Source organism: Roseisolibacter agri, from assembly GCF_030159095.1.
GTDB lineage: Bacteria > Gemmatimonadota > Gemmatimonadetes > Gemmatimonadales > Gemmatimonadaceae > Roseisolibacter > Roseisolibacter agri.
In genome coordinates, this window is record NZ_BRXS01000003.1 from 132,901 (window position 1) to 156,071 (window position 23,171).

The window sequence follows — 23,171 nt, forward strand, 5'->3', positions numbered from 1 at the left end:
GAGCGACCGACCGATGAGCCTCAGCGCCACCCTCGGCGTCTTCGTCGCCCTCGGCGCCGTGCTGACGCTGCTCCTCGTCGCGCTGCGCGTGCTGAAGCGCTTCGCGCCGAACGCGGGCAGCGGGCGCGGCAGGCTGCCGATGGAGGTGGTGCAGCGGCTGCCGCTCGGCCCCAAGCAGAGCATCGCGGTGGTGCGCGTGGGCGACCGCGTGCTGGCCGTCGCGGTGGGCGAGGGCGGCATGCAGCCGCTCGCCGAGATCGAGGGCGACGACCGCGCGGCGGTGCTGGCGGCGTCGGTCGCGCCGACGCCGTTCGCGAGCTCGCCGGTCGCGCTGCGCGGCGTCGCGACGGCGATGGCGATGGTGCAGCATCCGGAGCTGAAGGCGCTGCCGGGCGCCGCGTGGCTCGCGCGCCGGCTGGCGCCCGCGCCCGACGCGACGACGGACGTGGCGACGACGGACGCCGCGGTGACGCAGCCGCTGCCCGAGGCGGCGGTCGAGACGCCCGCCGCGGCGCAGGTCCCCGCGGCACCCGCGGCCGATGCGTTCCGCGCGGTGCTCGGGATGGCGATGAGTGGCTCGACGCGCCTCGCGGCGCTGCTGCTGACGGCGGGCGCGCTGACGCTGGCCGCGCCGCGCGCGCAGGCGCAGGCGCCGACGGACTCGCAGCCGCCCGCGGTCACGGCGATCACGACGCCCGCGGTGCAGGCTCCCGCCGCACCGGCGACGCCCGCGCTCGCGACGCAGGCGCCCGCTGCCGCACAGAGCGCGCCGAGCGCCGCGCCGCAGACGGCCGCCGCGCAGGCCGCGACGGTGCAGGCCGCGCTGCGTCAGGCCGCGCTGCGTCGCTCGGCCGCGGCGCGCGTGGGCGCGGGCACCACGCCGCGTGGCAACACCGCGGCGCCCGCCGGGGGCTTCGCGGCGGCGCCGCCGAGCACCACGGCGCCCGCGAACGCGGTCGGCACGGTGGACACGCTCGTCGCGCGCCTCGCGCCGACGATGGACGTGCGCATGGGCGGCAAGGGCGAGGGGCTGCGCCTGAGCGGCACGGTGGGCGTCGTCGTGATGATGGGGCTCCTCACGCTCCTGCCGACGCTCGTGCTGATGATGACCGGGTTCACGCGCATCCTGGTCGTGCTGCACTTCCTGAAGCAGGCGATGGGCACGCAGACGGCGCCGCCGAACCACCTGATCGGCGCGCTGGCGCTGCTGCTCACGGGCTTCGTGATGGCGCCGACGATGACGGAGGTGAACCGCGTCGCGCTGCAGCCCTGGATGGAGGGGCGCATCGAGCAGGCGGAGATGATGAGCCGCGGCGCGGCGCCGCTGCGCGAGTTCATGCTGCGCCAGACGCGCGAGCGCGACCTGCAGACGTTCGTCGAGATGAGCAAGCCGGCCACGCCGCCCGCCTCGGTGGACGAGATCCCGCTGGTAGTGGTGATGTCGGCGTTCGTGACGAGCGAGCTGCGCACGGCGTTCCAGCTCGGCTTCGCGCTCTTCCTGCCGTTCATCGTGATCGACATCGTCGTCAGCTCGGTGCTGATGAGCATGGGCATGATGATGCTGCCCCCGGCGATGATCGCGCTGCCGTTCAAGCTGCTGCTCTTCGTCCTCGTGGACGGCTGGACGCTGGTGATCCAGTCGCTGGTGCAGAGCTTCAAGTAGGGCTGCGGACTGCGGGCTGCGGATTCAGGGGCTCGGGACGCGTCGACGCGCCGGGCCCCTGTGGCTTTTGGGGAGGATACGGATCCTTCGGATGAAGAAGGATCATGCGGATCGCTCCGCGTGGCGACGAGGTCCCATGCGCCGGTGCGGGACGATCCGAGGCATCCGTCTTGATCCGGAGCATCCGCATCCCCCAAAGGCAACAGGGCCAGCGCGTGAGCCCCGAAAGGACATCAGACAGGATGACCAGGAGGCTCCGCGCGGCGCGCCGTCCCATGCGCCATGCGGAGCCTCCTGGTCATCCTGTCATCCTGTCTTGCAGTTGTCGTTCGGGTCCGGCGGGACCAGGCTCCATCAGCGCGACGGATGCGGCGCGCTCGCCATCACCGACGCCGCCACGGGCTGCGTCGCGGGCGGCGCGACCGGCGTCGACGGTGCCGGCGCGACCGCCGCGCCCTCGCCGCTGCCCGTGCGCCCGCGCCGCAGCCGCGCCACCAGCTCGTCGAGGTACGTGTAGACCACCGGCGTCACGTACAGCGTGATCAGCTGCGAGAACGCCAGCCCGCCCACCACCGCGATGCCCAGCGGACGGCGCGACTCGGCGCCGGCGCCGTGGCCCAGCGCGATCGGCATCGTGCCCACCAGCGCCGCCATCGTCGTCATCATGATCGGGCGGAAGCGCACCTGGCACGCCTCCACGATCGCGTCGAACGCGCGGCGCCCCTCGCGCTTCTCCAGCTCCTGCGCGAAGTCGATCATCATGATCGCGTTCTTCTTCACGAGGCCTACCAGCAGGATCACGCCCACCCACGCATAGACCGTCAGCTCCGTGCCCGTCAGCAGCAGCGCCAGGAACGCGCCGAACGCCGCGAACGGGATGCCCGAGAGGATCGTCAGCGGGTGCACGAAGCTCTCGTACAGGATGCCGAGCACCACGTAGATCACGAAGATCGCGACCACGAACAGCAGCCCGAGCCCGCGCTGCGTGTCCTGGAACACCTGCGCCGCGCCCGAGAAGCCCGTCACGATCCCGTCCGGGATGTCGCGCGCCGCGGCCGAGACCTGCGCCGTCGCGTCGCCCAGCGCGAAGCCCGGGCGCACGTCGAACGACACCGTCACCGACGGCACCTGCCCCGTGTGGTTCACCAGCTGCGGCCCGATCGTCTCCGAGCGGCTCGTCACCGACGCCAGCGGGACCAGCGTGCCGCTGCGCGAGCGCACGTGCAGCAGGTCGAGCGCCGAGAGGTCCGTCTGGAACTCCGGCAGGAGCTCCATGATGACCCAGTACTGGTTGTTCGGCGTGTAGATCGTCGAGACCTGCCGCGAGCCGTACGCGTAGTACAGCGCCTGCTCGATCTGCTCGACGCTGACGCCCAGGCGCGCCGCGCGGTCGCGGTCGATCGCCAGCGACGCCTGCGGGTTCTTCACCTGCAGGTCGGTCGAGACGCTGGTGAGCGCGGGCATCCCCTTCATCGCGCTCTCCATCTGCTGCGCGGCCGCGTACAGCGCCGGCAGGTCCGCGCCCTGGAGCGTGAACTGGTACGGCGCCTTTGACGGCCGCGCGCCGATGTTGATCGCCGGCGGGATCTGCATGTACGCCGTGATCCCCGGGATGTGCGTCAGCTTCTCTCCCAGCGACTTCGCGATCTCCTGCACGCTCCCGCGCGTGTCGCGCGGCGTCAGGCGCATCGTCAGCCGGCCCTGGTTCGGCAGGCCCGTCGAGTTGCCCGAGCCCGTGCCGACGTTCGACAGCGCCACGGCGACCCCCGGCTCGTTGCGCGCCATCTCCGCCACCTGCTTCTGGTGCGCCACCATCGACTCGAACGACGTGCCCTGCGCCGTCTCGGTGGAGAGGCGCAGCATCCCCGTGTCCTCCGTCGGGAAGAGCCCCTTCGGCACCGCCTGGAAGAGCACCGCCGTCCCCACGAGCGTCGCCGCCGAGCCGACCATCACCGTGCGGCGGTGCTTCATGGCCCACGCCAGCGACCGCGTGTAGGCGCCGAGGACCGCCTCGTAGCCGCGCTCGAAGGCGTCGAACACCGCGTTGTGGCGCGCCTGCGCGTCGTGCCCGCCCGGCTTCAGGAAGCGCGCGCACAGCATCGGCGTCAGCGTCAGCGACACGAAGCCCGACATCAGGATCGCGATGCCGATCGTGACCGCGAACTCGTGGAACAGCCGCCCCACGATCCCGCTCATGAACAGCAGCGGGATGAAGACGGCCGTCAGCGACACGGTCATCGAGATGATCGTGAACCCGATCTCCTCGGCGCCGTCCAGCGCGGCCTGCATCGGCGTCTTCCCCAGCTCGACGTGGCGCACGATGTTCTCGAGCATCACGATCGCGTCGTCCACCACGAAGCCGACGGCCAGCGTGAGCGCCATGAGCGACAGGTTGTCGAGGCTGAAGTCCAGCAGCCACATGACCGCGAACGTGCCGACGAGCGACATCGGCAGCGCGAGGCTGGGGATCACCGTCGCCGAGACGTTGCGCAGGAAGAGGAAGATCACCAGGACGACGAGGACGATCGTCAGCACCAGCGTGAACTTCACGTCCTGCACCGACTCCTCGATGCCGGCCGAGCGGTCGAAGAAGGTGTCGATCTCGACCGAGGCGGGAAGCTGGGCGCGCAGCGTCGGCAGCAGCGCCTTCACCGCCTGCGCCACCGCGACCGTGTTCGTGCCCGGCTGCTTCTGGATCGCCAGCGTGATCGAGCGCGTGCCGTTGTACCACGCGGCGGCGCGGTTGCTCTGCACGTCGTCCTTCACGCGCCCGACGTCGCGGATGCGCACCGGCGCGCCGTTGCGGTACGCCACCACCAGCTCGCCGAACTGCGCGGCGTTCTGCAGCTGGCCGTCGGCGCGCAGCGTGTAGGCGCGGTTCGGGCCCCAGAGCACGCCCGTGGGAACGTTCGCGTTCCCCTGCGCCACCGCCTGCGCGGCCTCGTCCAGCCCGATGCCGCGCGCCGCCAGCGCCCGCGGGTCCAGCTGGATGCGCGCCGCGTACTTCTGCGAGCCGTACACCATCACCTGCGCGACGCCGCTGATCGTCGAGATGCGCTGCGCCAGCACCGTCTGCCCGTACTCGTCCAGCGTGGAGAGCGGCAGCGTCTGCGAGCGCAGGTTGAAGTAGAGGACCGGCTCGTCCGACGGGTTGGTCTTCTGCAGCGACGGCGCGACGATGCCCGGCGGCAGGTCGCGCATCGTCTTCGAGATCGCCGACTGCACGTCCTGCGCGGCGGCGTCCACGCTGCGCTTGAGCGAGAACTGGATCGTGATCGACGTCGCGCCCAGGGAGCTGGTGCTCACCATGTTGTCGACGCCGGCGATCGTCGTGAACTGCTTCTCGAGCGGCGTCGCGACGGCCGCGGCCATCGTCTCGGGGCTGGCGCCCGGCAGGCTCGCGCTGACCGTGATCGTCGGATAGTCGACGTTCGGCAGGTCGCTGACCGCCAGCCGCGTGTACGCCATCGTGCCGAAGACGAGGATGCCCAGCATGACGAGCGTCGTCATCACCGGGCGGCGGATGAAGAGCGCCGTGAAGTTCATGGCCGCGCCTCCGGCTGCTCCGTGCGCGTCGCGACCGACGGCGCGGTGCGCACCTCCACCGTCGCGCCGGGCGCGATGCGCGCCTGCCCGTCGACGACGACGCGCTCACCGCCCTTCAGCCCCTTCTCGATCAGCACGTCGCGCCCGACCGGACGGCCGGCGGTGACGGGCCGCATCAGCGCCTTGCTCTTCTCGTCGACGACGAACACGAACGTCCCCTCCTGCCCCGTCATCACCGCCTCGCCGGGCACCAGCACCGCGTCGGGCTGCACGAACAGCTGCAGGCTCACCTGCACGAACTGCCCGGGCCACAGGGAGCGCGCCGCGTTGTCGAAGCGCGCCTTCAGCGTCACCGTCCCCGTCGTCGTGTCGATGCCGTTGTCGACGAAGCTCAGCGTCCCTTCCACCGGCTCGGCGCCCGCCTGCGCGGGCGTCGCGCGCACGTGCAGCGCGCTGTCGCTCGCGTAGCGCTGCACCACCGGGAAGTCGCGCTCGCTCACGCTGAAGCGCACGAGCGTCGGGCGGATCTGGTTGATGACGACCAGCGGCGCGCCGGTGCCGGGCCGGACGAGGTTGCCCTCGCGCACCAGCAGCCCGCCCGTCTTGCCCGAGACGGGCGCGCGGATCGACGCGTTCTCCAGGTCCAGGCGGGCCGCCTCCACCGCCGCGCGGTCGGCCTCCAGCACGGCGCGCAGCGCGGCCGCGTTGGCCGCCGCCTGGTCGGCCTGCGAGCGCGTCACGTAGTCCTTCTGCACCAGCGCCGCGAAGCGCTCGGCCTCGCGCCGCGCGCTCTCGGCCTGCGCCTCGTCGCGCGCCAGCACCGCGCGCGCCTGCCGCAGCGCCGCGGCGTACGGCCGCGGATCGATCGTGAACAGCGGCTGCCCCGCGCGCACCTCGTCGCCCTCGGCGAAGTGCACGGCCGTCAGCACGCCCGTGACCTGCGACTGCACGGCGACGGTGCGCATCGGCTCGACGACGCCGTTGGCGACCACGACGTACGGCGCCTCGCGGCGCTCGGCGGTCGCCACGGTGACCGCGGCCGGCGGCTTGGCCGCGGGCGCCGGCTTGGAGCACGCCGCCGCGATCGTGAGCAGCGCGCCAGTAGCGAATGGGATGCGGCGGGACGTCATCGGTCGGAGTCGCGGGACGGAACGGAGGTGAGCGGCAGGCGCGTCTCGCCCGTGGGGCCGAGGACGCCGGTGTCGCGCGAGAGCTGGGCGAGCGACGCGTACCACTGCCAGCGCGCCAGGACGGCCTGCGCGCGCGCATCGGCGAGCGCGGTCTGCGCCGTCAGCAGGTCGAGGATGCTGCCCACGCCCTCGGCGTAGCGGCCGCGCGCCACCTGCTCGGACTGCGTCGCGCTGGCCAGCAGCTCGGCCGACGTGCCGACGCGCTGCGTCGCGGTGCGCAGCGCGTGGTACGACGTGAACACCTGCGCGATCGTCTCCAGCCGCAGCCGCTCGGCGCGCGCACCGGCGGCGACGGCGTCCTCGCTCGCGGCCACGACGTCGTACTGGCGCTGCTGGCCGTTGAACAGTGGCACTGAGAGACCAACCGTGAGGCCATAGGTGCGGCCCGACAGCGCCTCCGCGTTCGAGAAGCTGCGGCCCGCCGCGCCGCCGACCGTGACGCCCGGCCACTGCGCCGCGCGCGCGACGCGCACCTGCGCCTCGCGCTGCCGCGCCAGCGCCTCGGCCGCCGCGAGGTCGGGGCGGCCGCGCACCGCCTGCGCGATCAGCGCGTCCACGTCGGCGGCGATCGCCTGCACGGGCGTGGCGCCGCTGTCGGGCGCGATCGCGAAGGGCGCGTTGGCGGGCAGCCCCATCGCCACCGCGACCGACGCGCGCGCGGCCTGCGCGTCGGCGTCCGCGTCCTGATACGCGAGCTGCGCCTGCGCCAGCGCGGTGCGCGCCTGCAGCACGTCGGCGATGGTCGCGACGCCCACCTCGTGGCGCCGCGCGGCGGCGGCGAGGTTGGCGCGCGCCGTCTCGACCGTCGCGCGCGCGGCCGCGACGAGCCCCGTGCCCGCCTGGAACTGGAAGTACGCCTGCTCGGCCTGCAGCACGACGCCCTGCAGCGTCGCGTTGTGCGTGAAGTCGGCGGCGTAGAGCGCCTCGCGCGCCGCGCTGGTGGCGCCCGCGCGCCCGCCGAAGTCGAACAGCAGGTACTGCAGCGACAGCGACGGCGTGACGGTGGTGCGCTGCGCCGGGAGGCGCGCGGGGTTGGCGCTGATGGCGCGCGCCGGTCCGCCGACGACGTCGGCGCTGAGCGTCGGCAGCCACCGCCCACGCGCCGCCCCCAGCGTCGCGGCGGCCGAGCGGGCCTCGGCCCACGAGGCGCGGGTCTGGGGGCTGTTCTGGAGCGCGAGCGCGAGCACGTCGGCCAGCGTCATGCCGGCGGTCGGCACGTCGAGCGGCGGCGCCGACCGGGCGGCGGCGAGCGGCGCCTGCGCGGGCGCGGACGGCGTCCACACCGCGCCGGGCGCGGCCGGCGTGGCGGCGACGTGGTCGACGCGCCGCGGCGGCGTGGTGGCGCAGGCGGAGACGCCAGCGGTCCCGAACGCGAGGAGCGAGACCGTGGCCGCACGCCCCCGGCGTGGCCACGGAATCAGAGCCAGGGACATGCGGAGGCAGGAAGGCGCGAGAGGCAGGCGCGCCGGGCCGACCGGGGCGGGGACCGGCGCCGACACGAGGAACGCCGATCGGCGCCCGTCGCTCGAAGCTACGCGCGCACGCGAGGGGGCGTTGGCGCCCACGCCCCACCCTGGCGGAACCGGCGTCGGGGCGCGAGGTATTCCTTCGGTCGCCCACGTGACGGCACGGGATTCTCGCGCCCCGTCCCGCGTGGCCGCGTCCCGTGCAGGGCCGCCGCCGGCCCCGCCGTATCCGACCGCCCGCCGGAGAGCACGATGCCCCAGCCCACGTCCCCGCGCCGCCCCTGGTCGCGCCATTCGCGCACCACGCGCGCCGTCGGCGCCGCCGCCGTCCTCCTGGTCGCCGCGGCCGCCTGCGAGGGCGCCGACCCGCTCGACCCGATCGGCGGCGGCGGGCCCTCGCCCACGGTCGCCATGTCGGCGGCCGCCGCGACCTACCTGAAGAACGCGCTCGACTTCACGCAGGAGGTCTTCCTCTACCGGAGCCGCATCAACTGGACGCAGCTCCGGGCCGCGGCGACCGACTCGGCCAAGGGCGCGCAGACGACGGCCCAGACCTACCCGGGCATCCGCACCGCGGTGCGCCTGCTGAACGACCGGCACAGCGCCTTCTGGGAGCCGGCCGTGGCCCCGGGCCGCGTGGACGCGCCGCCGACCAACCCGCTCTACCAGACCGCCGGCGCCACGAAGGGGAAGCTCGCCTACCTCTACATCTCGCCCTTCACGGGCAAGAACCCGGTCGGCCGCGCCGACTCGATCCTGACGACCGTGCGGCAGCTCGACCAGGCGGGCCCGTGCGGCTGGATCCTCGACGTCCGCAACAACCTGGGCGGCTACTGGGCGGCGATGATCGCCGGCATCAACCCGATCCTGGGCGACGGGCGCTTCCTGGGCATCGAGGACGCGGACAAGAACCGCGTCTACTTCACGACCAGCGGGGCCAGCGTCTCGATCGTGCAGGACGCGCCGTACGACTCGCTCGAGGTGCTCCGCGCCAGCAGCAGCTACCGGCTGCGGAAGCCGGGCTCCCCGGTCGCGATCCTCCAGGGCGACCTGACGTCCAGCGCGGGCGAGATGATCGTCCTCGCCTTCAAGGGCCCGGGGAAGCCGCCGTCGCGGTCGTTCGGCGACTGGACCGGTGGCTACACGACCGGCCCCTACGGCGTCTACCTGCCGCCCGACAGCGCGTTCCTCAACATCACGGCGACCGTGATGTTCGACCGCAACCAGAAGGTCTACGGCGACTCGATCGCGCCGGAGCAGGCGGTGGTCGGGCCGAATCAGGTCAACGTGCCCGGCTCCGACGACCCGGTGATGGCGGCGGCCACGGCGTGGCTGATGGCTCGTCCCGAGTGCGCCAACGCGGCCGACCAGCCGGCGCTCGCCCGCATCCCGTCCGCGACGCCGACGGGCCGCCCCGGCTTCGCCCGGTCGGCCCCCAGGCTGGACGAGCTGCAGGCCGGCCAGCGGCTCCCGGTGAGCCCGATCTTCGGCGGCAGCCGGCGACTCGCGCCGGCCACGCACTGACCCTGCCCTGACCTCCCGACGGCCCGGCGGCGGCACATCCCGCCGCCACGCACCCGGCAAAAGCTGCCGGACGGAACGAACGGCGCGCCCACTCGGCGCGCCGTTCGTTTTTCGTATCCCGTTGTGCGGCAACGGGTTGAGCCGTGAGTCGACGGCCGCGGCCGCTGGCACCCGGCCTGCCTCTGTCCCCGTCGTCCGGCGTGCCCTCGGGTCCGCCGCCCCCTCTGCACCTCCCCTGCACGTCCCGCCCCGACCGCCCGCCGCCGTGAGCCACCAGCTCGTCGTCGACCTCGCCCGCAACGCCATCATGCTCGCCCTGCTCATCGCCGGGCCGATGCTGGTCGTCGCCCTCGGGATCGGGCTCATCATCAGCGTCATCCAGGCGGTGACGCAGATCCAGGAGCAGACGCTGTCGTTCGTCCCGAAGCTGATCGCGGTGGCCGCGACCTTCCTGATCGCGCTGCCCTGGACGCTCCAGCTGATGATCAAGTACACGACCGAGCTGTACCGGTCGCTCCCGTCCCTGGTCTCCTGAGCGCGGTGCCGCTCGACCTCTTCGCACCCGGCGCCGGCTCCGTGGCCGTCCTGCTCGCCCTGCGGGTGGGCGGGCTGCTGCTGGTGGCGCCCTTCTTCTCGGCCCGGACGATCCCGGTCGCCATCAAGACGTCGCTGCTGGTCGTGCTGGCGATCCTGCTGGCGCCGGTCGCCTACGCCGGCGTCACGGCCGCGGGCAACCCGGCGCTCGTCGCCATCACGCCGACGACCTTCCTCTGCGAGACGCTCGTCGGCATCGCGCTCGGCCTCGGCGCCGCGCTGCTGGTGGGCGCGGTCGAGACGGCGGGCGACCTGATGACGACGTCGATCGGCCTCTCGGGCGCCGCGCTCTTCGATCCGCTCAACGGCGCCAGCTCGAACGTGCTCGCGCAGCTCTGCCAGATGTTCGCGGTCACCGTGATGCTCGCGGTCGACGGCCACCTCGTGATGCTCGACGCGCTGGCCGAGAGCCTGCGCGCCGTGCCCGTGGGGAGCAGCGTCAACGTGCGCGACGGGCTGGCCGCGCTGGTCGCCAGCGGCGCGCACCTGTTCGTGCTCGGCCTGCGCTTCGCCGCGCCCGTCGTCGCCGCGTCGATCATCGGCAACGTGGCGCTCGGCCTGCTGACGCGCGTCGCGCCGCAGCTGAACGTCCTCACCATCGCCTTCCCGCTGCAGATCGCGGTCGGCCTCTCGGCCACCGTCGCGGCCCTCGCCTTCACCGCCACCTGGCTCACCGGGTGGACCGGCCACTATGCCGGTACGATCGAGACCGTCTTCGCGGGGCTGCTGCGATGAGCGATTCCGATCAGGAGAAGACCGAGGAACCGACCGAACAACGCCGGCGCGAGTCGGCGGAAGAAGGGCGGATCCCACGCAGCCAGGACCTGAACGCGGCCGTGCTGCTGCTCGCCTCCGCGGCGGCGCTGAACGCGACGGGCCCCGGGCTCGCGCGCGCGATGCAGGACGTCATGGGCTCGGGGCTCGGCTTCTCGACGGCGACGGCGCTCACCGGCCCCGCCGCCGTGGGCATGCTGCGCGGCGTCGGCTTCAAGACGATGGGCGCGCTGGCCGCGTTCCTCGGCGCGATGACCGTCGCGGCGCTCGCCATCGGCGCGGTGCAGGCGCGCGGCACGTTCACCGGCAAGCCGCTCGCGCCCAAGTTCGAGCGCATCGACCCGTCCAAGGGGATCAAGAGGATCGTCGGCAAGCAGTCGCTGATCGAGCTCCTCAAGTCGCTGCTCAAGCTGGCGATCGTCGGCTGGGCGGTGTGGAGCGTGCTGCGCACCGCGTGGCCCGACATCACGACGCTCGGCATGCAGTCGCCGCGCGCGCTGATGGAGATCGTGCGCAAGTACAGCATCGGCATGCTGATGAAGGCCGGCATGGCGTACCTCGCGCTGGCCGCCGCCGACTACGGCTGGCAGTTCTTCCAGCACGAGCAGGGGCTCCGCATGACCAAGGAAGAGGTCAAGCAGGAGTCGAAGAACCAGGACGGCGATCCGATGGTGAAGCAGCGCATGCGGCAGCTCGGCCGGCAGCGCGCGCGCCAGCAGATGTTCCGCGACGTGCCGAAGGCCGACGTCGTCGTCGTGAACCCCGTGCACATCGCCGTCGCGCTCAAGTACGACCCTGCGGTCGCGCCCGCGCCCTACGTGCTCGCCGTCGGGCGACGCAAGGTGGCGGAGCGCATCAAGGCCCTCGCCTTCGACAACCAGGTGCCCGTGGTCGAGAACATCCCCCTCGCGCGCGCCCTCGTGGGCAGCGTCAAGGTCGGGACGATGATCCCCGGTGAGCTCTACCTCGCGGTGGCCGAGGTGCTCGCCTTCGTGATCAAGCAGCGGCAGCGCGCCGGCGCCGGCTGGGGCGGGAGCGCGGCCGCATGAGCACCGCCGTCATGCCCGCCGCCAACGGCGCCAACGAGAAGAAGAGCGAGATCGCGATGGCCGTCGCGGTCCTGCTGGTCGTCGGCCTGCTCGTCGTGCCGCTGCCGCCGATCCTGCTCGACCTCTGCTTCGCGCTCTCGATCGGGCTGTCGCTGGTCGTGCTGCTGGTGTCGCTCAACACGACCGACCCGCTGCAGTTCAGCTCCTTCCCGTCGCTGCTCCTCATCTCGACGCTGTTCCGCCTCGCGCTCAACGTCTCGTCGACACGCCTCATCCTCTCCAAGGGCGAGGCGGGCGAGGTCGTCGAGGCGTTCGGCCACTTCGTCATCGGCGGCAACTTCGCGGTCGGCATCGTCATCTTCCTCATCCTGATCGCGATCAACTTCGTCGTGATCACGAAGGGCGCCGGGCGCGTCGCCGAGGTCGCGGCGCGCTTCACGCTCGACGCGATGCCGGGCAAGCAGATGGCCATCGACGCCGACCTGGGCGCGGGGCTCATCGACGAGAAGGAGGCGCGCCGCCGCCGCGAGGAGATCTCGCGCTCGGCCGACTTCTTCGGCGCCATGGACGGCTCGTCGAAGTTCGTGAAGGGCGACGCGATCGCGGCGATCCTGATCACGTTCATCAACATCGTCGGCGGCATCTTCATCGGCGTCGTGCAGCGCGGGCTGCCGTTCGCCAAGGCGGCCGCCGACTACACGATCCTGACGGTCGGCGACGGCCTCGTGTCGCAGGTCCCGGCGCTCATCACGAGCACCGCGGCCGGCATCATGGTCACCGCCGCCGGCGGCAACCAGCGCGTCGGCACGGTCGTCACCGAGCAGCTGGGCGCGCATCCGCGCTCGCTCTACATGACGGCCGGCGTGCTGGGCGTGTTCGCGCTCATCCCCGGCCTGCCGATGCTGCCCTTCATCGCGCTCGCCGCGGGCGCCGCGGCGCTGGGCCGCGCGGCCGCGAAGGCGGTGGCGAACCGCGTCACCGAGGCCGAGGCGATCGAGGCCGCGCCGGTCGAGAGCGCGCCGGCCGCGCCGGATCCGATGAAGGACCTGCTGCAGATCGACCCGATCGAGCTCGAGATCGGCTACGCGCTGATCCCGCTCGTGGACGAGAAGCAGGGCGGCGACCTGCTGGAGCGCATCTCGCTGCTCCGCAAGCAGAGCGCGCTGGAGCTGGGCATCCTCATCCCGCCCATCCGCATCCGCGACGACGTGCGGCTGCCGAGCAACGAGTACGTCATCAAGCTGCGCGGCAGCGAGGTCGCGCGCGCCGAGGTGATGCCGCGCTTCCTGCTCGCCCTCGACACGGGTGGCGTGGTGCAGGCCATCGACGGCATGGACACGGTCGATCCGTCGTTCGGCATGCCGGCCAAGTGGATCGCCAGCACGCGGCGCCAGGAGGCGGAGACGTACGGCTACGTGGTCGTCGAGCCGACGACGGTCGTCGCGACGCACCTCATCGAGGTGCTCAAGGCCAACGCCGCCGAGCTGCTGGGCCGCCAGGACGTGCAGGAGATGGTGGAGACCCTCAAGAAGTCGCACCCCGCGCTCGTCGAGGAGGTCATCCCCAACAAGCTCTCGCTCGGGACGCTCCACCGCGTGCTGCAGCGCCTCCTCAAGGAGCGCGTGCCGATCCGCGACCTGGTCACGATCCTCGAGGCGCTCGGCGACGCCGCCGACTCGACGAAGGACCCGGAGCACCTGTGCGAGTTCGCGCGCCGCGCGCTCAGCAACGTCATCGCGCGGCTGTTCGCCGACGCGAGCGGTGCGGTGCGCGGGATCACGGTGGGCCCGCGCCTGGAGCAGGCGCTCACCGGCCTCTTCTCGCCGCGCGGCATGCAGGGCCAGAACCCCGCGATGGGGCTGCTCACGCCCGACGGGCTGGCGGCGCTGCTGCGCGACCTGAACGACCTCTCGCTGGGCGGCTCGCTGGACGGGCGCCCGCTGCCGCTGATCGTCCCGCCGTCGCTGCGCGTCGGCGTGCGCCGGCTGATCGAGCCCGTGCTGCCGGCGCTGCCGGTGGTCTCGCTGGCCGAGCTGCCGCCGCAGGTCACGCTGCAGAGCGCGGGCACCTGGGAGATGCACGGAGGGATGCAGCATGCGGCGTGACGTGGTCCGGCAGACGTTCCGCGGGCCGGAGCTCTCGATCGTCGGCGCGCGCGCGCGCCGCGAGCTGGGCGACGACGCGGTGATCCTGGGAACGCGGGTGCTGCGCGTCGGCGGCGAGACGATCGTCGAAGCCCTCGCGGCATCGGCCGACGACGTGCAGCGCTTCGTGCGACGCACCACCGCGGCGCCGATCGAGCGCCGAGCGCCGAGCGCCGAGTCTGCTCCGCTCGACGCTCGACGCTCGACGCTCGACGCTCGCCCTCTCGTCGTGGCCCTGGTGGGTCCGACGGGCGCCGGCAAGACGACGTCGGCCGTGAAGCTCGCGCTGAACGCGCACGCATTCGGCACGCAGCGCGTCGGCCTCGTCACCCTCGACACCTACCGCGCTGGCGCCGTCGCGCAGCTCGAGACGTACGCCGAGGTCGCGCGGCTGCCGATGGAGGTCGTCTACGACGCGGCCGACGTGGAGGGCGCGCTGTCGCGCCTCGCGCATTGCGACGTCGTCCTCGTCGACACGCCGGGCCGCGGCCCGCGCACCAGCGACGACGACGCGCCGTGGCGCGCGCTGCTCGCCGCGCTCGCGCCCGACGAGGTGCATCTCGTGATCCCCGCGACGATGCGCACCGAGCTGGCCGAGGGGCTGCGCGATCGCCTCGATGCACTGCTCGCCGCACAGGCGGATCCGCGCGGCGTCACGCACGCGCTCATCACGAAGCTCGACGAGGTGCCGGACGACGACGGCGTCGCCGCGCTCGCGGCGCAGCTCGACCTGCCCGTGCGCTGGGTGGCGGAGGGACAGGACATCCCCGCCGACCTCGCGCCCGGCGCGCCGCGCCTGCTCGCCGCGCTCGGCCGCTTCGCCTCGATGATGACAGGCGTGATGCCTGTCACGCTCGATCGTCCTGCCGAAGACGTGCGACGTCGCGGCGGCGCCTCGGGCGCCCGCGCAACGGCGTGACGACAACATCACAGATCCCGCATTCCGCACACGCGCCGATGCTCCCCGCCCAACTCGACACCCTCCGCGCCTACGTGGCGTCGCGCCCCGCGGCCTCGCCGCGCGCGCGCGACGGCGTGCGCGCGGACGCGGCGACGACGGTGCTGGTGGTGGGGAGCGGCAAGGGCGGCGCGGGCACGTCGGTCGTCGCCGCGATGCTCGCGCTGAGCGCCGCCGCGATGGGCCGCCGCGTCCTGCTCGCGGACCTCGACGAGCACGTAGGCCCGCAGCGCCTGCTGCTCGGCGTCGCGCCGACGCAGGGCCTCGCGGCGCTGCGCCGGGGCGTCGCGCCCGAGTCGCTGCTGGTGCCGGTGAGCACGACGCTGTCGCTGCTGCCCGGCGGTCCCGACGACGCGTCGGATGCGCCGCTGGCGCCGGCCGAGCGTCGCGCGATGCTGCGGCGTGCGGCGTCGACCTTCGCGCAGCACGAGCTGGTGGTCGTCGACGCGGGCTCGCGCCTGGACGGCGTGCGCGCGGGCCTCGAGACCGCGCACGCGGCCGCGCAGGCGGCGAATGCTGCCGACGGTAACCTCGCGGTGCGCCTGCTCGTCGTCACCGGGTCGGACCCGATCGCGCTCGCCGCGTCGTACGCGCTCGTGAAGAGCGTCGCGGCGGGTGACGCCGCGTCCGACCTCCCTCCCCTCAGCGTCGACGTCCTCGCCAGCCGGCTGGACGACGACGAGGCCCGCCACGCGTTCGAGCATCTGGACGCGGCGGCCCGGCAGTTCCTGCAGCAGCCGCTGCGCTTCGTCGGCGCGGTGCCCGACGACGCCACGCTCGCGGTCGCGCTGCGCGCCGGCATGCCCCTGCAGGACGCCGCCACCGGCTCGCCGGCGGCCATCGCGATGCAGTCCGTCGCGACCAAGCTCGCAGTCCCCTCCCCCGCGACCGCCGCCCGAGGCGGCCGCTCCGCCACGACGCCACGCACCACGGTCCCGGGCCTCGCGCCCACGGACCGCGGACTCCGCGCCGCCGCGTCGCTCGCCTACTCGGGTTCACCGCAAGGTTCCGCGCGATGACCGTCATGACTGCACCTCGCGCTCCACGTTCCGCCTCCGGAACGCCGTCCTCCGCCCGCTCCGCCAAGACCGCGACTGCTGCGACCACGCAGCCCGCGGTGACGGCGACGCGTCCCACGCCCGCCGGTGCGCACGCCAGCGTGGACCACGCCATGTGGGAGCGCTACGCCGCGGGCGACGCGGCCGCGCGCGAGCGCCTGCTCACCGACCATCTGGGCCTCGTGCACCACGTCGCGCGGCAGATGTCGCGCACGCTGGCCGTGAAGGCCGACTTCGACGAGCTGGTGAGCGCCGGCTCGATGGGCCTGATGGCGGCGCTCGACAGCTTCGATCCGTCGCGCGGCCTCGCCTTCAGCACGTTCGCGGCGCCGCGCATCCGCGGGGCGATCCTCGACGAGCTGCGGCGCCAGGACCACGTGCCGCGCAGCATCCGCCGCAAGACGCGCGAGATCCACGCCGCCCGCGAGTCGCTCATGCGCGCGCTCGGCCGCGCGCCGGAGGACCACGAGGTCGCGGCGCACCTCGACGTCGACCTGCAGACGCTGTGGCGCTGGCAGGGCGAGATCGAGGGCGCGCACCACATGCCGCTCGACCGCGCGCCGGGCGACCGCGAGAACACCGCGCCCAGCCCGTCCGACGTGCTGGCCGCCGAGGAGGACCGCGGCGTCGAGGACCGCCTGAACCACCAGCAGGAGGTCGCGATCCTGCGCGACGCGATCCTCAAGCTGAAGGAGCAGGAGCGCGTGGTGCTGTCGCTGTACTACTTCGAGGAGCTCAAGCTGCACGAGATCGCGACGGTGCTCGACCTCACCGAGAGCCGCGTGTCGCAGATCCGCTCGAAGGCGCTCGGCAAGCTGCGCGGCGAGCTGAAGCCGCTGCGGGAGCACGTCGCGTGATTGGCGGGATGCGCGTCGACCGCGAGCGCGCGCGCGAGCTCGGGCGCGTCGCGCTGCGGCTGGCCGGTGCCGGCGTGTTCGGCACCGCGATCGGCGCGATCGGCAGGCGCTTCTCCCTCGCCGACCTGCCGGACGTGATGCAGCTGCCCGTGTGGGAGTCGGCGCGCCGCGTGGTCGCGACCGCGCCCGCGCTGCAGGTGCCGCCGGCGCGCGTGCCGTCGGTGCGTCTGCCCTCGCTCGCGTCGTCGCCCGCGCCGTCGCCCGAGATGGTGCCGGTGCTCGCGCTGTCCGTGCTGGCGCTGGGCCTGGCCGCGGTGGCGGCGTTCCTGTGGACGCGCACGTCGGCCACGACGGATGGCGCGGTCGCGCCGTCGCGGACGCTCGACCTGACCGCGCTGGTGGCGGTCTTCCGCCGGCCCGCGCAGCGTCGCGCCGCGCCGCAGCGCGCGGGCCTCGTGCCCGAGCTGGCGGCGACGGGCGTGGACCGCGCCGAGATCGCGCGCCGCACCGGGCTGTCGCGCGACGCGGTGGCGCTGTCGCTGAACCTCGCGGCCCGGCAAGTCTGACCGGAGCGGCAAGAAGTGCCGCCGCCCGCGCGCCGATCCGGCCGCGAGCGCGAGGCGGCGAGAACGACGCAAGACGCACGAGGACAACGAGTTGCACCACTGACACCGGCGGGCGCCCAGGCGGCCCGCCGGTTGCTTTTACCAGTGGTGCGCGGGGCGTGGCAGCGACCGGCGCGACGCACGGCCCTGCACCTCCTCTGTACGTCCCTCCTCGTTCCTCCTCGTTCCATGCCTCCCGTCACCGGCCTGACCAGCGCCGCCGCGTCCCTGCGTTACTGGGAGCGCCGGTCGGAGATCACGGCCAACAACCTCGCCAACGCCTCGACCGACGGCTTCAAGGCGGAGCGCGTGTTCGCGCGCCTGCTGGGCGCCGCGGGCGAGGAGCTGCCGGTCGCGCAGGCCGCGACCGACATGCGCGGCGGCACGGTGCGCACGACGCAGAACCCGCTCGACGTCGCGCTGCAGGGCGACGGCTTCCTCGTGGTGGACACGCCGGCCGGCGAGCGCTTCACGCGCGGCGGCTCGCTGCGCCTGGACGCGCAGCACCGCCTCGTGGATGCCGGCAGCCGTCCCGTCCTCGGCGAGAAGGGCCCGATCGTGGTGCCCGCGGGCGCGCAGGTCGTGATCGGCGACGACGGCACGGTGAGCGCCGGCGGCCGGCCGATCGACCGGATGCGCGTCGAGCGCGCCGGCGCCGGCGCGACGCTCGCCCACGAGGGCGGCACGCTCTTCGTCCCCGACGCCGGCCGCACCTCGGTGGCACCGGCCGAGCGCCGCGTGCAGCAGGGCGCGATCGAGGAGAGCAACGTCAATCCCGTCAGCGCGATGGTCGACATGATCGCCGTGCAGCGCGCGTACGCGAGCGTGCAGAAGGCGGTGACCACGCTGGACTCCGTCCGCGAGAAGGCGACGTCGGAGCTCGGACGCCCGGTCTAGGCACGACACGCAGCACGCAGCACGCAGCACGCAGCATCCCCCGAAGAACCTCCCTCCGCACGAGTCCCCATGGATCCCGCACTCCGCGCCGCCGCGAGCGGCATGATGGCGCAGCAGCTGCGCACCGAAGTCATCGCGAACAACCTGGCCAACGTGAACACGACCGGGTTCAAGCGCAGCCGCGCGCAGTTCGAGGATCTGCTGTACCAGACGGTGCAGGGCTCCGCGGTCATCGGCTCGAGCGACAACGGGACGGCGCCCGCGATCCAGATCGGACGCGGCACGCGCCTCTCCGGCGTGCAGCGCCTGCACAGCCAGGGCACGCTCGAGCAGACGAACCGCCCGCTCGACCTCGCGATCGAGGGCGAGGGCATGTTCCAGGTGCAGACCGGCGGCGGGCAGACCGCGTACACGCGCGACGGCTCGTTCCAGATCTCCGACCAGGGCGTGCTCGTAACGTCGGGCGGCTACACGCTCCAGCCGACCATCCGCGTCCCCAACGACGCCAGCGGCGTGACGATCTCGCGCACCGGCATCGTGACCGTGACGCGCGGCAACGACGCCGCCGCGCCGCAGGAGATCGGCCGCATCGAGCTGGCGCGCTTCGCCAACCCCTCGGGCCTGCAGTCGCTGGGTGAGAACCTCTACCAGCCGACCCCCGCCTCCGGCGAGCCGACCGTCGGCTTCCCGCAGGAGGAAGGCATGGGCCGCGTGGTGCAGGGCAGCCTCGAAGGGAGCAACGTCGAGATCGTGCAGGAGATGGTCGACATGATCACCGCCATGCGCGCGTACGAGATCAACTCGAAGGCGATCAAGAACAGCGAGTCGATGCTCGAGATCGCGAACAACCTGGTGCGCTGACCGTGTCCGCCTCGCGCTCGCGCCGTACCGCTCGTTCCGCTCGTCCCGACGTGTCGTCGGGGTGGCTGCTGTCGCCCGCGCTCGCCCGCCTCGCGGCGTGCGGTGCGGGGCTCATGCTCGTGCTGCCCGTGCAGCTGCCCGCGCAGTCGGTCGTCCAGCCGCCGCGTGCGGTGGCGCGCGCCGCCGCCGTGCGTGCGGCGGCGCCGGTCACCGCGCCGGCTGCGGTCGCGCCGACCGCCGCGCGCGACCTGCCGCGCGGCCACACGCTGGTCGCCGACGACGTCACGCCCGCCACGCCGGCGCTCGTCGGTTGGATGACGCGCCGCGTGATCACCGCCGGCGAGCCGCTGCGCGAGCCCGGCATCGCGCGGCCGCTCGCGGCCAGCGCCGTCACCGCGGGCCAGCGCGTCGCCGTGCTCTATCGCGACGCCGGCGTCGAGCTGCGCATGGCCGGCGTCGCCGCGAACGCCGCGCCCATCGGCGGGCGCGTGCAGGTGCGCCTCGATGCGCGCCGTCGCCTCGAAGGCACCGTCGTCGCCCCCGGCGTCGTGCAGCTGACCCGCTGATCGTCTCCCCCGCCCTGCCTCCGCGTTCCATGCCGCGCTCCACCGCCCTCCTCGCCGCCCGCCTGCTCGCCGCGTCGCTCGCCTCCGCGGCGATCGCGAATGCACAGCAGCCGGCCGCCGCCGCGCCCGCGACGCCCGCGTCCACGACGCCCGCGTCCACCGCGCCCGCGGCCGCGCCGCAGTGGCAGCCGACGCCCGCCGCCAACCGCCCGGCGATGCGCTCGTGGCTCGGCGACCGGCGCGACTTCGTGGTCGGCGACATCGTCACCGTGATGGTGGACGACTACACCATCACGTCGGCGGTGAAGGACGACCTGGCCTCGCAGCGCCGCACGCGCGACCTGGGCTTCGGCATCGACGCGAACACCGGCGGCCCCAAGGCGACCGCGATCGACGCCAGGATCGGCACGCGCAACGACGGCAACACGCAGCAGCGCGGCGAGGCGCGGCGCGAGAACCGCTTCCAGAGCGAGATGAGCGCGCGCATCGTCGCCGTCGGTCCCAACGGCACCTACCAGATCCGCGGCACGCGCGTGGTCGACGTCGACAAGGGCAAGCAGGACGTCGCCGTCACCGGCTGGATCCGCGCGCAGGACGTCAGCGCCGCCAACACGATCGAGTCGGCGCGCATCGCCGACGCGCAGGTCACCTACCAGTCGCCCGGCCCCCTCGGCAAGACGAAGAGCGGGCTGCTCACGCGGATCGTCGGCCTGGTGTGGCCGTGAGCCGCGACCGCGACGTGACGACCGTGACGACCGTGACGACCGTGACGACCGTGACGACCCCGCACCACGCGAGCGCTCCCATGTGGCGTCAGCTCCTCTCCCGGCTCTTCCGCCCGCGCGACGGGCGCGCCGCGGCCCCGCGTCCCACGCTGGCCGAGCGCATCGCGCAGGGCCGCGCGCTGGCCGACGCGGACGCGCGCATGCTGGCCGCGCGCCGCGCCACCGACACCATCGCGCGCGCCGCCGCGCTGGCGGCGCGCCAGGCCGTCGCGGCGCACCGCACCGAGATGCGCGACCTGCTCCGCGCCGCCGACGCCACCGGCGCCGGCGCGGTCGAGGCGGCGGTCACCGACCTGCTGCGCGTCCCCGGCGTCGCCGACAGGTCGCGTCTCACGCCGCCCATCGGCGCGGAGATCATCCGCCGCCGCGGCGGGCGCATGATGCTCGGCATGCTGTTCGTCTGCCTCGCGGGCGCAGGGGACGCGATGGCGCAGGACGTCGCCATCCGCGACCTCACGATCGCCGAGGGCGCCGCGCCGATCCGCCTCACGGGCTACGGCATCGCCGTGGGCCTCGACGGCACCGGCGACCGCACGACGGGTGGCGGCGCGCGCGGCGGCGGCATGACGGTGCAGAGCGTCGTCAACCTGCTGCGCAACTTCAACGTCGAGATCCCCGCGGAGCTCGTGCGCACGCGCAACGCCGCGGTGGTGCTGGTGACCGCCGAGGTGTCGCCCTACCTGCGCGCCGGCGGCCGCTTCGAGGTGCACGTCTCGTCGCTCGGCGACGCGCGCTCGCTGCGCGGCGGCGTGCTGTACATGGCACCGCTCGTGGCCGAGGCGGGCGGACGCCCGGTCGGCATCGCGCAGGGCTCGCTGCTGCTGAGCGAGGCCGCCGACGGACGCGTCGCCTACGGCGTCGCGCGCACGCCCGAGACCACCGCGCGCATCCCCTCGGGCGGCCAGCTCGAGGCCGACCTGCCGCGCCCGCAGTTCGCGGGCGGCACGCGCCTGCTGCTGAAGGAGCCCGACGTCACCACCGCGTCGCGCATCGCCGCCGCGGTGAACGCCGCGCTCGGCCCCAACACCGCGAAGGTCGAGGATCCGGGCGCGGTCGCGCTCACGCTCCCCGACAGCGGCGACCGCGCGGCGACGCTCGGCCGCATCCTCGCGCTGGGCGCGCGCCCCGAGCGGGCCGCGCGGCTGGTGATCGACGCGCGCGACGGCAGCGTCGTCGCCGGCGGCGAGCTGACCGTGGGCGCCGCCACCGTGAGCCATGGCGGCGTGACGCTGACCATCGGCGGCGACGCGCCGGTGGCAGCGGGCGCTGCGCCGGCCGCGCCGCCTGCGGCCGGCCAGGGCATCCCCGGCGACGTGCGCATCGCGCCCGGCACCTCGGTGCAGCGCATTGCCAGCGCGCTGCACGCGGTGCAGACGCCGGCGTCGGACATCGCGGCGATCTTCGCCGCGCTCCGCGAGGTCGGCGCGATCGCGGCCGAGGTGGTGGTCCGGTGATCGGCTCCATTCCCGGCGACCCGTCGCGCGCGCGCGGCATGATGCCTCTGGGCAACACCGCGCCCGCCCAGTCCGCGCCCACGTCCGGCACGCCCGGCGAGGACCCCAAGCTGCGCAAGGTCGCGCAGCAGATGGAGGGCGTCTTCGTGCAGGAGCTCTACAAGGCGATGCGCGCCACCGTCCCGCAGAACGACGGCGTGGTGGGCGGCGGCGCGGGCGAGGAGATGTTCACGGGACTCATGGATCAGCACCTCGCGACCGAGACTCCCCACGCGTGGGGACGTGGGCTCGGCGAGGCGATCTACGCGCACCTGCGCGGCCGGCTCGCCCGGGAGGGCGCCGCCGCGCCGGACGCACCGAACGAAGCAGTGCCTGATGCACCGCACGACGCAGCGCCCGTCGGCCTGCAGGGCCTCCAGGCCACGCCGACGCCGCTGCCGCTCCGGCCGACGCTCCAACCGATGCTCCTCACTCCGTCCCGCGACGCAGGTCGATAGATGGCGCCCTTTCCAACGCCTCACGTCACGCTGCCCGCCGCCCCCCGCCCCGCCGCCGCGGCGTACGGGCCGGGGATGCCCCTGCTGCGCGTCGCCGAATCGGCGCACGCGGGCGTCGCGGCCGCGCGCGCGCCACGCCCCGCGAGCCCCGGCGGCCCGCACGCCCCGGCGACGCTGGACGCGCTGCTCGACTCGCTGAAGTCCGAGCGCAAGCTGCTCGAGGACCTCGCCGCGACGATGCGCCGCCAGCGCGCGGCCGTCGGCGGCGACGACCTGCAGACGGTCGACGACACCGTGTTCGCGACGCACCGCATCCTGGCCACGCTCGGCCAGGCGCGCCTGCGCCGCCGCCAGCTCAGCCGCCTGCTCGCCGGCGTCGACGAGTTCCCGATGCGCGAGCTGGAGGAGGTCGTCGGGCCGCAGATGACCGACGCGCTGCGCGACGCGCGCGACGAGCTGCAGACGAGCGCGCTCGCCCTGTCGCGCGAGGTGGACATGAACCGCCGCATCCTGCGCGACGCGCTGACGCACGGCGAGACCCATGCGCGCGCCCTGGCGGGCGTGAGCGAGGAGAGCCCCGCGGGCGCGAACGTGCGCTACGCCACCGACGGCCTCGCGCGCCCCGCGGTGACGGGCGGCGGACGGCTCGTCAACCGCACCGCCTGACGGACCGCCGGAGCCCG

Annotated in this window: 20 protein-coding genes; 17 read left to right on the forward strand and 3 right to left on the reverse strand. The window is 74.0% G+C overall.

Features of this window, described 5'->3' with window-relative positions:
• Positions 1 to 13 precede the first annotated feature (13 nt).
• Positions 14 to 1,663 carry a flagellar type III secretion system pore protein FliP gene (gene fliP / locus rosag_RS09340; RefSeq protein ID WP_284349829.1) on the forward strand — a complete coding sequence of 550 codons (1,650 nt, stop codon included), beginning with the start codon at positions 14 to 16 and terminating at the stop codon, positions 1,661 to 1,663.
• Positions 1,664 to 2,017: 354 nt separating this feature from the next.
• Here the strand turns inward: fliP and rosag_RS09345 are convergent, their stop codons facing one another.
• From rosag_RS09345 to rosag_RS09355, 3 genes are read right to left on the reverse strand one after another with little or no spacing between them, the layout of a single operon-like run.
• Entirely contained in the window at positions 2,018 to 5,209 is a 3,192-nt protein-coding gene (locus tag rosag_RS09345) for an efflux RND transporter permease subunit (RefSeq protein ID WP_284349830.1), read from the reverse strand.
• Positions 5,206 to 6,339, reverse strand: coding sequence for an efflux RND transporter periplasmic adaptor subunit (locus rosag_RS09350; RefSeq protein ID WP_284349831.1), 1,134 nt, complete (start codon positions 6,337 to 6,339; stop codon positions 5,206 to 5,208). Before rosag_RS09350 ends, rosag_RS09345 begins: the two co-directional genes overlap by 4 nt.
• Positions 6,336 to 7,832 (reverse strand): TolC family protein, encoded by a 1,497-nt coding sequence (locus rosag_RS09355; RefSeq protein ID WP_284349832.1) that lies wholly within the window; start codon positions 7,830 to 7,832, stop codon positions 6,336 to 6,338. The genes rosag_RS09350 and rosag_RS09355 overlap by 4 nt, the downstream gene beginning before the upstream one ends.
• A gap of 285 nt (positions 7,833 to 8,117) precedes the next feature.
• Between rosag_RS09355 and rosag_RS09360 the strand changes: the two genes are divergently transcribed.
• The 16 genes from rosag_RS09360 (at position 8,118) to flgN (ending at position 23,154) form a co-directional block, all read left to right on the forward strand.
• The gene (locus rosag_RS09360; RefSeq protein ID WP_284349833.1) at positions 8,118 to 9,389 is read left to right on the forward strand and encodes a S41 family peptidase; all 1,272 of its coding nucleotides are present in this window, start codon (positions 8,118 to 8,120) and stop codon (positions 9,387 to 9,389) included.
• Between the two features lie 265 nt (positions 9,390 to 9,654).
• Positions 9,655 to 9,924: a flagellar biosynthesis protein FliQ gene (gene fliQ / locus rosag_RS09365; RefSeq protein WP_284349834.1), complete on the forward strand. Its 270-nt coding sequence runs from the start codon at positions 9,655 to 9,657 to the stop codon at positions 9,922 to 9,924.
• A gap of 5 nt (positions 9,925 to 9,929) precedes the next feature.
• On the forward strand, positions 9,930 to 10,718 hold the full coding sequence (gene fliR, locus rosag_RS09370) for a flagellar biosynthetic protein FliR (RefSeq protein ID WP_284349835.1): 789 nt from the start codon (positions 9,930 to 9,932) through the stop codon (positions 10,716 to 10,718).
• Positions 10,715 to 11,806, forward strand: a complete 1,092-nt coding sequence (locus tag rosag_RS09375; RefSeq protein ID WP_284349836.1) for an EscU/YscU/HrcU family type III secretion system export apparatus switch protein — start codon at positions 10,715 to 10,717, stop codon at positions 11,804 to 11,806. Before fliR ends, rosag_RS09375 begins: the two co-directional genes overlap by 4 nt.
• The gene (gene flhA / locus rosag_RS09380; RefSeq protein WP_284349837.1) at positions 11,803 to 13,911 is read left to right on the forward strand and encodes a flagellar biosynthesis protein FlhA; all 2,109 of its coding nucleotides are present in this window, start codon (positions 11,803 to 11,805) and stop codon (positions 13,909 to 13,911) included. The genes rosag_RS09375 and flhA overlap by 4 nt, the downstream gene beginning before the upstream one ends.
• Positions 13,901 to 14,869, forward strand: a complete 969-nt coding sequence (locus rosag_RS09385) for a flagellar biosynthesis protein FlhF (protein ID WP_284349838.1) — start codon at positions 13,901 to 13,903, stop codon at positions 14,867 to 14,869. The genes flhA and rosag_RS09385 overlap by 11 nt, the downstream gene beginning before the upstream one ends.
• 38 nt (positions 14,870 to 14,907) lie before the next feature.
• Positions 14,908 to 15,927: a P-loop NTPase gene (locus rosag_RS09390; protein ID WP_284349839.1), complete on the forward strand. Its 1,020-nt coding sequence runs from the start codon at positions 14,908 to 14,910 to the stop codon at positions 15,925 to 15,927.
• A 98-nt stretch (positions 15,928 to 16,025) separates the two neighbouring features.
• Positions 16,026 to 16,823 (forward strand): sigma-70 family RNA polymerase sigma factor, encoded by a 798-nt coding sequence (locus tag rosag_RS09395; RefSeq protein ID WP_284349840.1) that lies wholly within the window; start codon positions 16,026 to 16,028, stop codon positions 16,821 to 16,823.
• Between the two features lie 8 nt (positions 16,824 to 16,831).
• The gene (locus tag rosag_RS09400; RefSeq protein ID WP_284349841.1) at positions 16,832 to 17,389 is read left to right on the forward strand and encodes a hypothetical protein; all 558 of its coding nucleotides are present in this window, start codon (positions 16,832 to 16,834) and stop codon (positions 17,387 to 17,389) included.
• A 228-nt stretch (positions 17,390 to 17,617) separates the two neighbouring features.
• The gene (locus rosag_RS09405; protein WP_284349842.1) at positions 17,618 to 18,325 is read left to right on the forward strand and encodes a flagellar hook-basal body protein; all 708 of its coding nucleotides are present in this window, start codon (positions 17,618 to 17,620) and stop codon (positions 18,323 to 18,325) included.
• A 69-nt stretch (positions 18,326 to 18,394) separates the two neighbouring features.
• Positions 18,395 to 19,186, forward strand: coding sequence for a flagellar basal-body rod protein FlgG (gene flgG, locus rosag_RS09410; RefSeq protein ID WP_284349843.1), 792 nt, complete (start codon positions 18,395 to 18,397; stop codon positions 19,184 to 19,186).
• Positions 19,187 to 19,188: 2 nt separating this feature from the next.
• The gene (locus rosag_RS09415) at positions 19,189 to 19,752 is read left to right on the forward strand and encodes a flagella basal body P-ring formation protein FlgA (protein WP_284349844.1); all 564 of its coding nucleotides are present in this window, start codon (positions 19,189 to 19,191) and stop codon (positions 19,750 to 19,752) included.
• A 29-nt stretch (positions 19,753 to 19,781) separates the two neighbouring features.
• On the forward strand, positions 19,782 to 20,477 hold the full coding sequence (locus rosag_RS09420; RefSeq protein ID WP_284349845.1) for a flagellar basal body L-ring protein FlgH: 696 nt from the start codon (positions 19,782 to 19,784) through the stop codon (positions 20,475 to 20,477).
• A complete protein-coding gene (locus rosag_RS09425) occupies positions 20,474 to 21,991 on the forward strand; it encodes a flagellar basal body P-ring protein FlgI (RefSeq protein ID WP_284349846.1) in 1,518 nt (505 codons plus the stop codon). The genes rosag_RS09420 and rosag_RS09425 overlap by 4 nt, the downstream gene beginning before the upstream one ends.
• Entirely contained in the window at positions 21,988 to 22,488 is a 501-nt protein-coding gene (locus rosag_RS09430) for a rod-binding protein (protein WP_284349847.1), read from the forward strand. The genes rosag_RS09425 and rosag_RS09430 overlap by 4 nt, the downstream gene beginning before the upstream one ends.
• The gene (flgN, locus tag rosag_RS09435; RefSeq protein WP_284349848.1) at positions 22,489 to 23,154 is read left to right on the forward strand and encodes a flagellar export chaperone FlgN; all 666 of its coding nucleotides are present in this window, start codon (positions 22,489 to 22,491) and stop codon (positions 23,152 to 23,154) included.
• The last annotated feature ends 17 nt before the right edge of the window (positions 23,155 to 23,171 follow it).

Coding starts and splice junctions, on each gene's coding strand:
- fliP (WP_284349829.1), top strand. CDS start 14: ATGAGCCTCAGCGCCACCCTCGGCGTCTTCGTCGCCCTCGGCGCCGTG.
- rosag_RS09345 (WP_284349830.1), bottom strand. CDS start 5,209: ATGAACTTCACGGCGCTCTTCATCCGCCGCCCGGTGATGACGACGCTC.
- rosag_RS09350 (WP_284349831.1), bottom strand. CDS start 6,339: ATGACGTCCCGCCGCATCCCATTCGCTACTGGCGCGCTGCTCACGATC.
- rosag_RS09355 (WP_284349832.1), bottom strand. CDS start 7,832: ATGTCCCTGGCTCTGATTCCGTGGCCACGCCGGGGGCGTGCGGCCACG.
- rosag_RS09360 (WP_284349833.1), top strand. CDS start 8,118: ATGCCCCAGCCCACGTCCCCGCGCCGCCCCTGGTCGCGCCATTCGCGC.
- rosag_RS09375 (WP_284349836.1), top strand. CDS start 10,715: ATGAGCGATTCCGATCAGGAGAAGACCGAGGAACCGACCGAACAACGC.
- flhA (WP_284349837.1), top strand. CDS start 11,803: ATGAGCACCGCCGTCATGCCCGCCGCCAACGGCGCCAACGAGAAGAAG.
- rosag_RS09385 (WP_284349838.1), top strand. CDS start 13,901: ATGCGGCGTGACGTGGTCCGGCAGACGTTCCGCGGGCCGGAGCTCTCG.
- rosag_RS09390 (WP_284349839.1), top strand. CDS start 14,908: ATGCTCCCCGCCCAACTCGACACCCTCCGCGCCTACGTGGCGTCGCGC.
- rosag_RS09400 (WP_284349841.1), top strand. CDS start 16,832: ATGCGCGTCGACCGCGAGCGCGCGCGCGAGCTCGGGCGCGTCGCGCTG.
- rosag_RS09405 (WP_284349842.1), top strand. CDS start 17,618: ATGCCTCCCGTCACCGGCCTGACCAGCGCCGCCGCGTCCCTGCGTTAC.
- flgG (WP_284349843.1), top strand. CDS start 18,395: ATGGATCCCGCACTCCGCGCCGCCGCGAGCGGCATGATGGCGCAGCAG.
- rosag_RS09420 (WP_284349845.1), top strand. CDS start 19,782: ATGCCGCGCTCCACCGCCCTCCTCGCCGCCCGCCTGCTCGCCGCGTCG.
- flgN (WP_284349848.1), top strand. CDS start 22,489: ATGGCGCCCTTTCCAACGCCTCACGTCACGCTGCCCGCCGCCCCCCGC.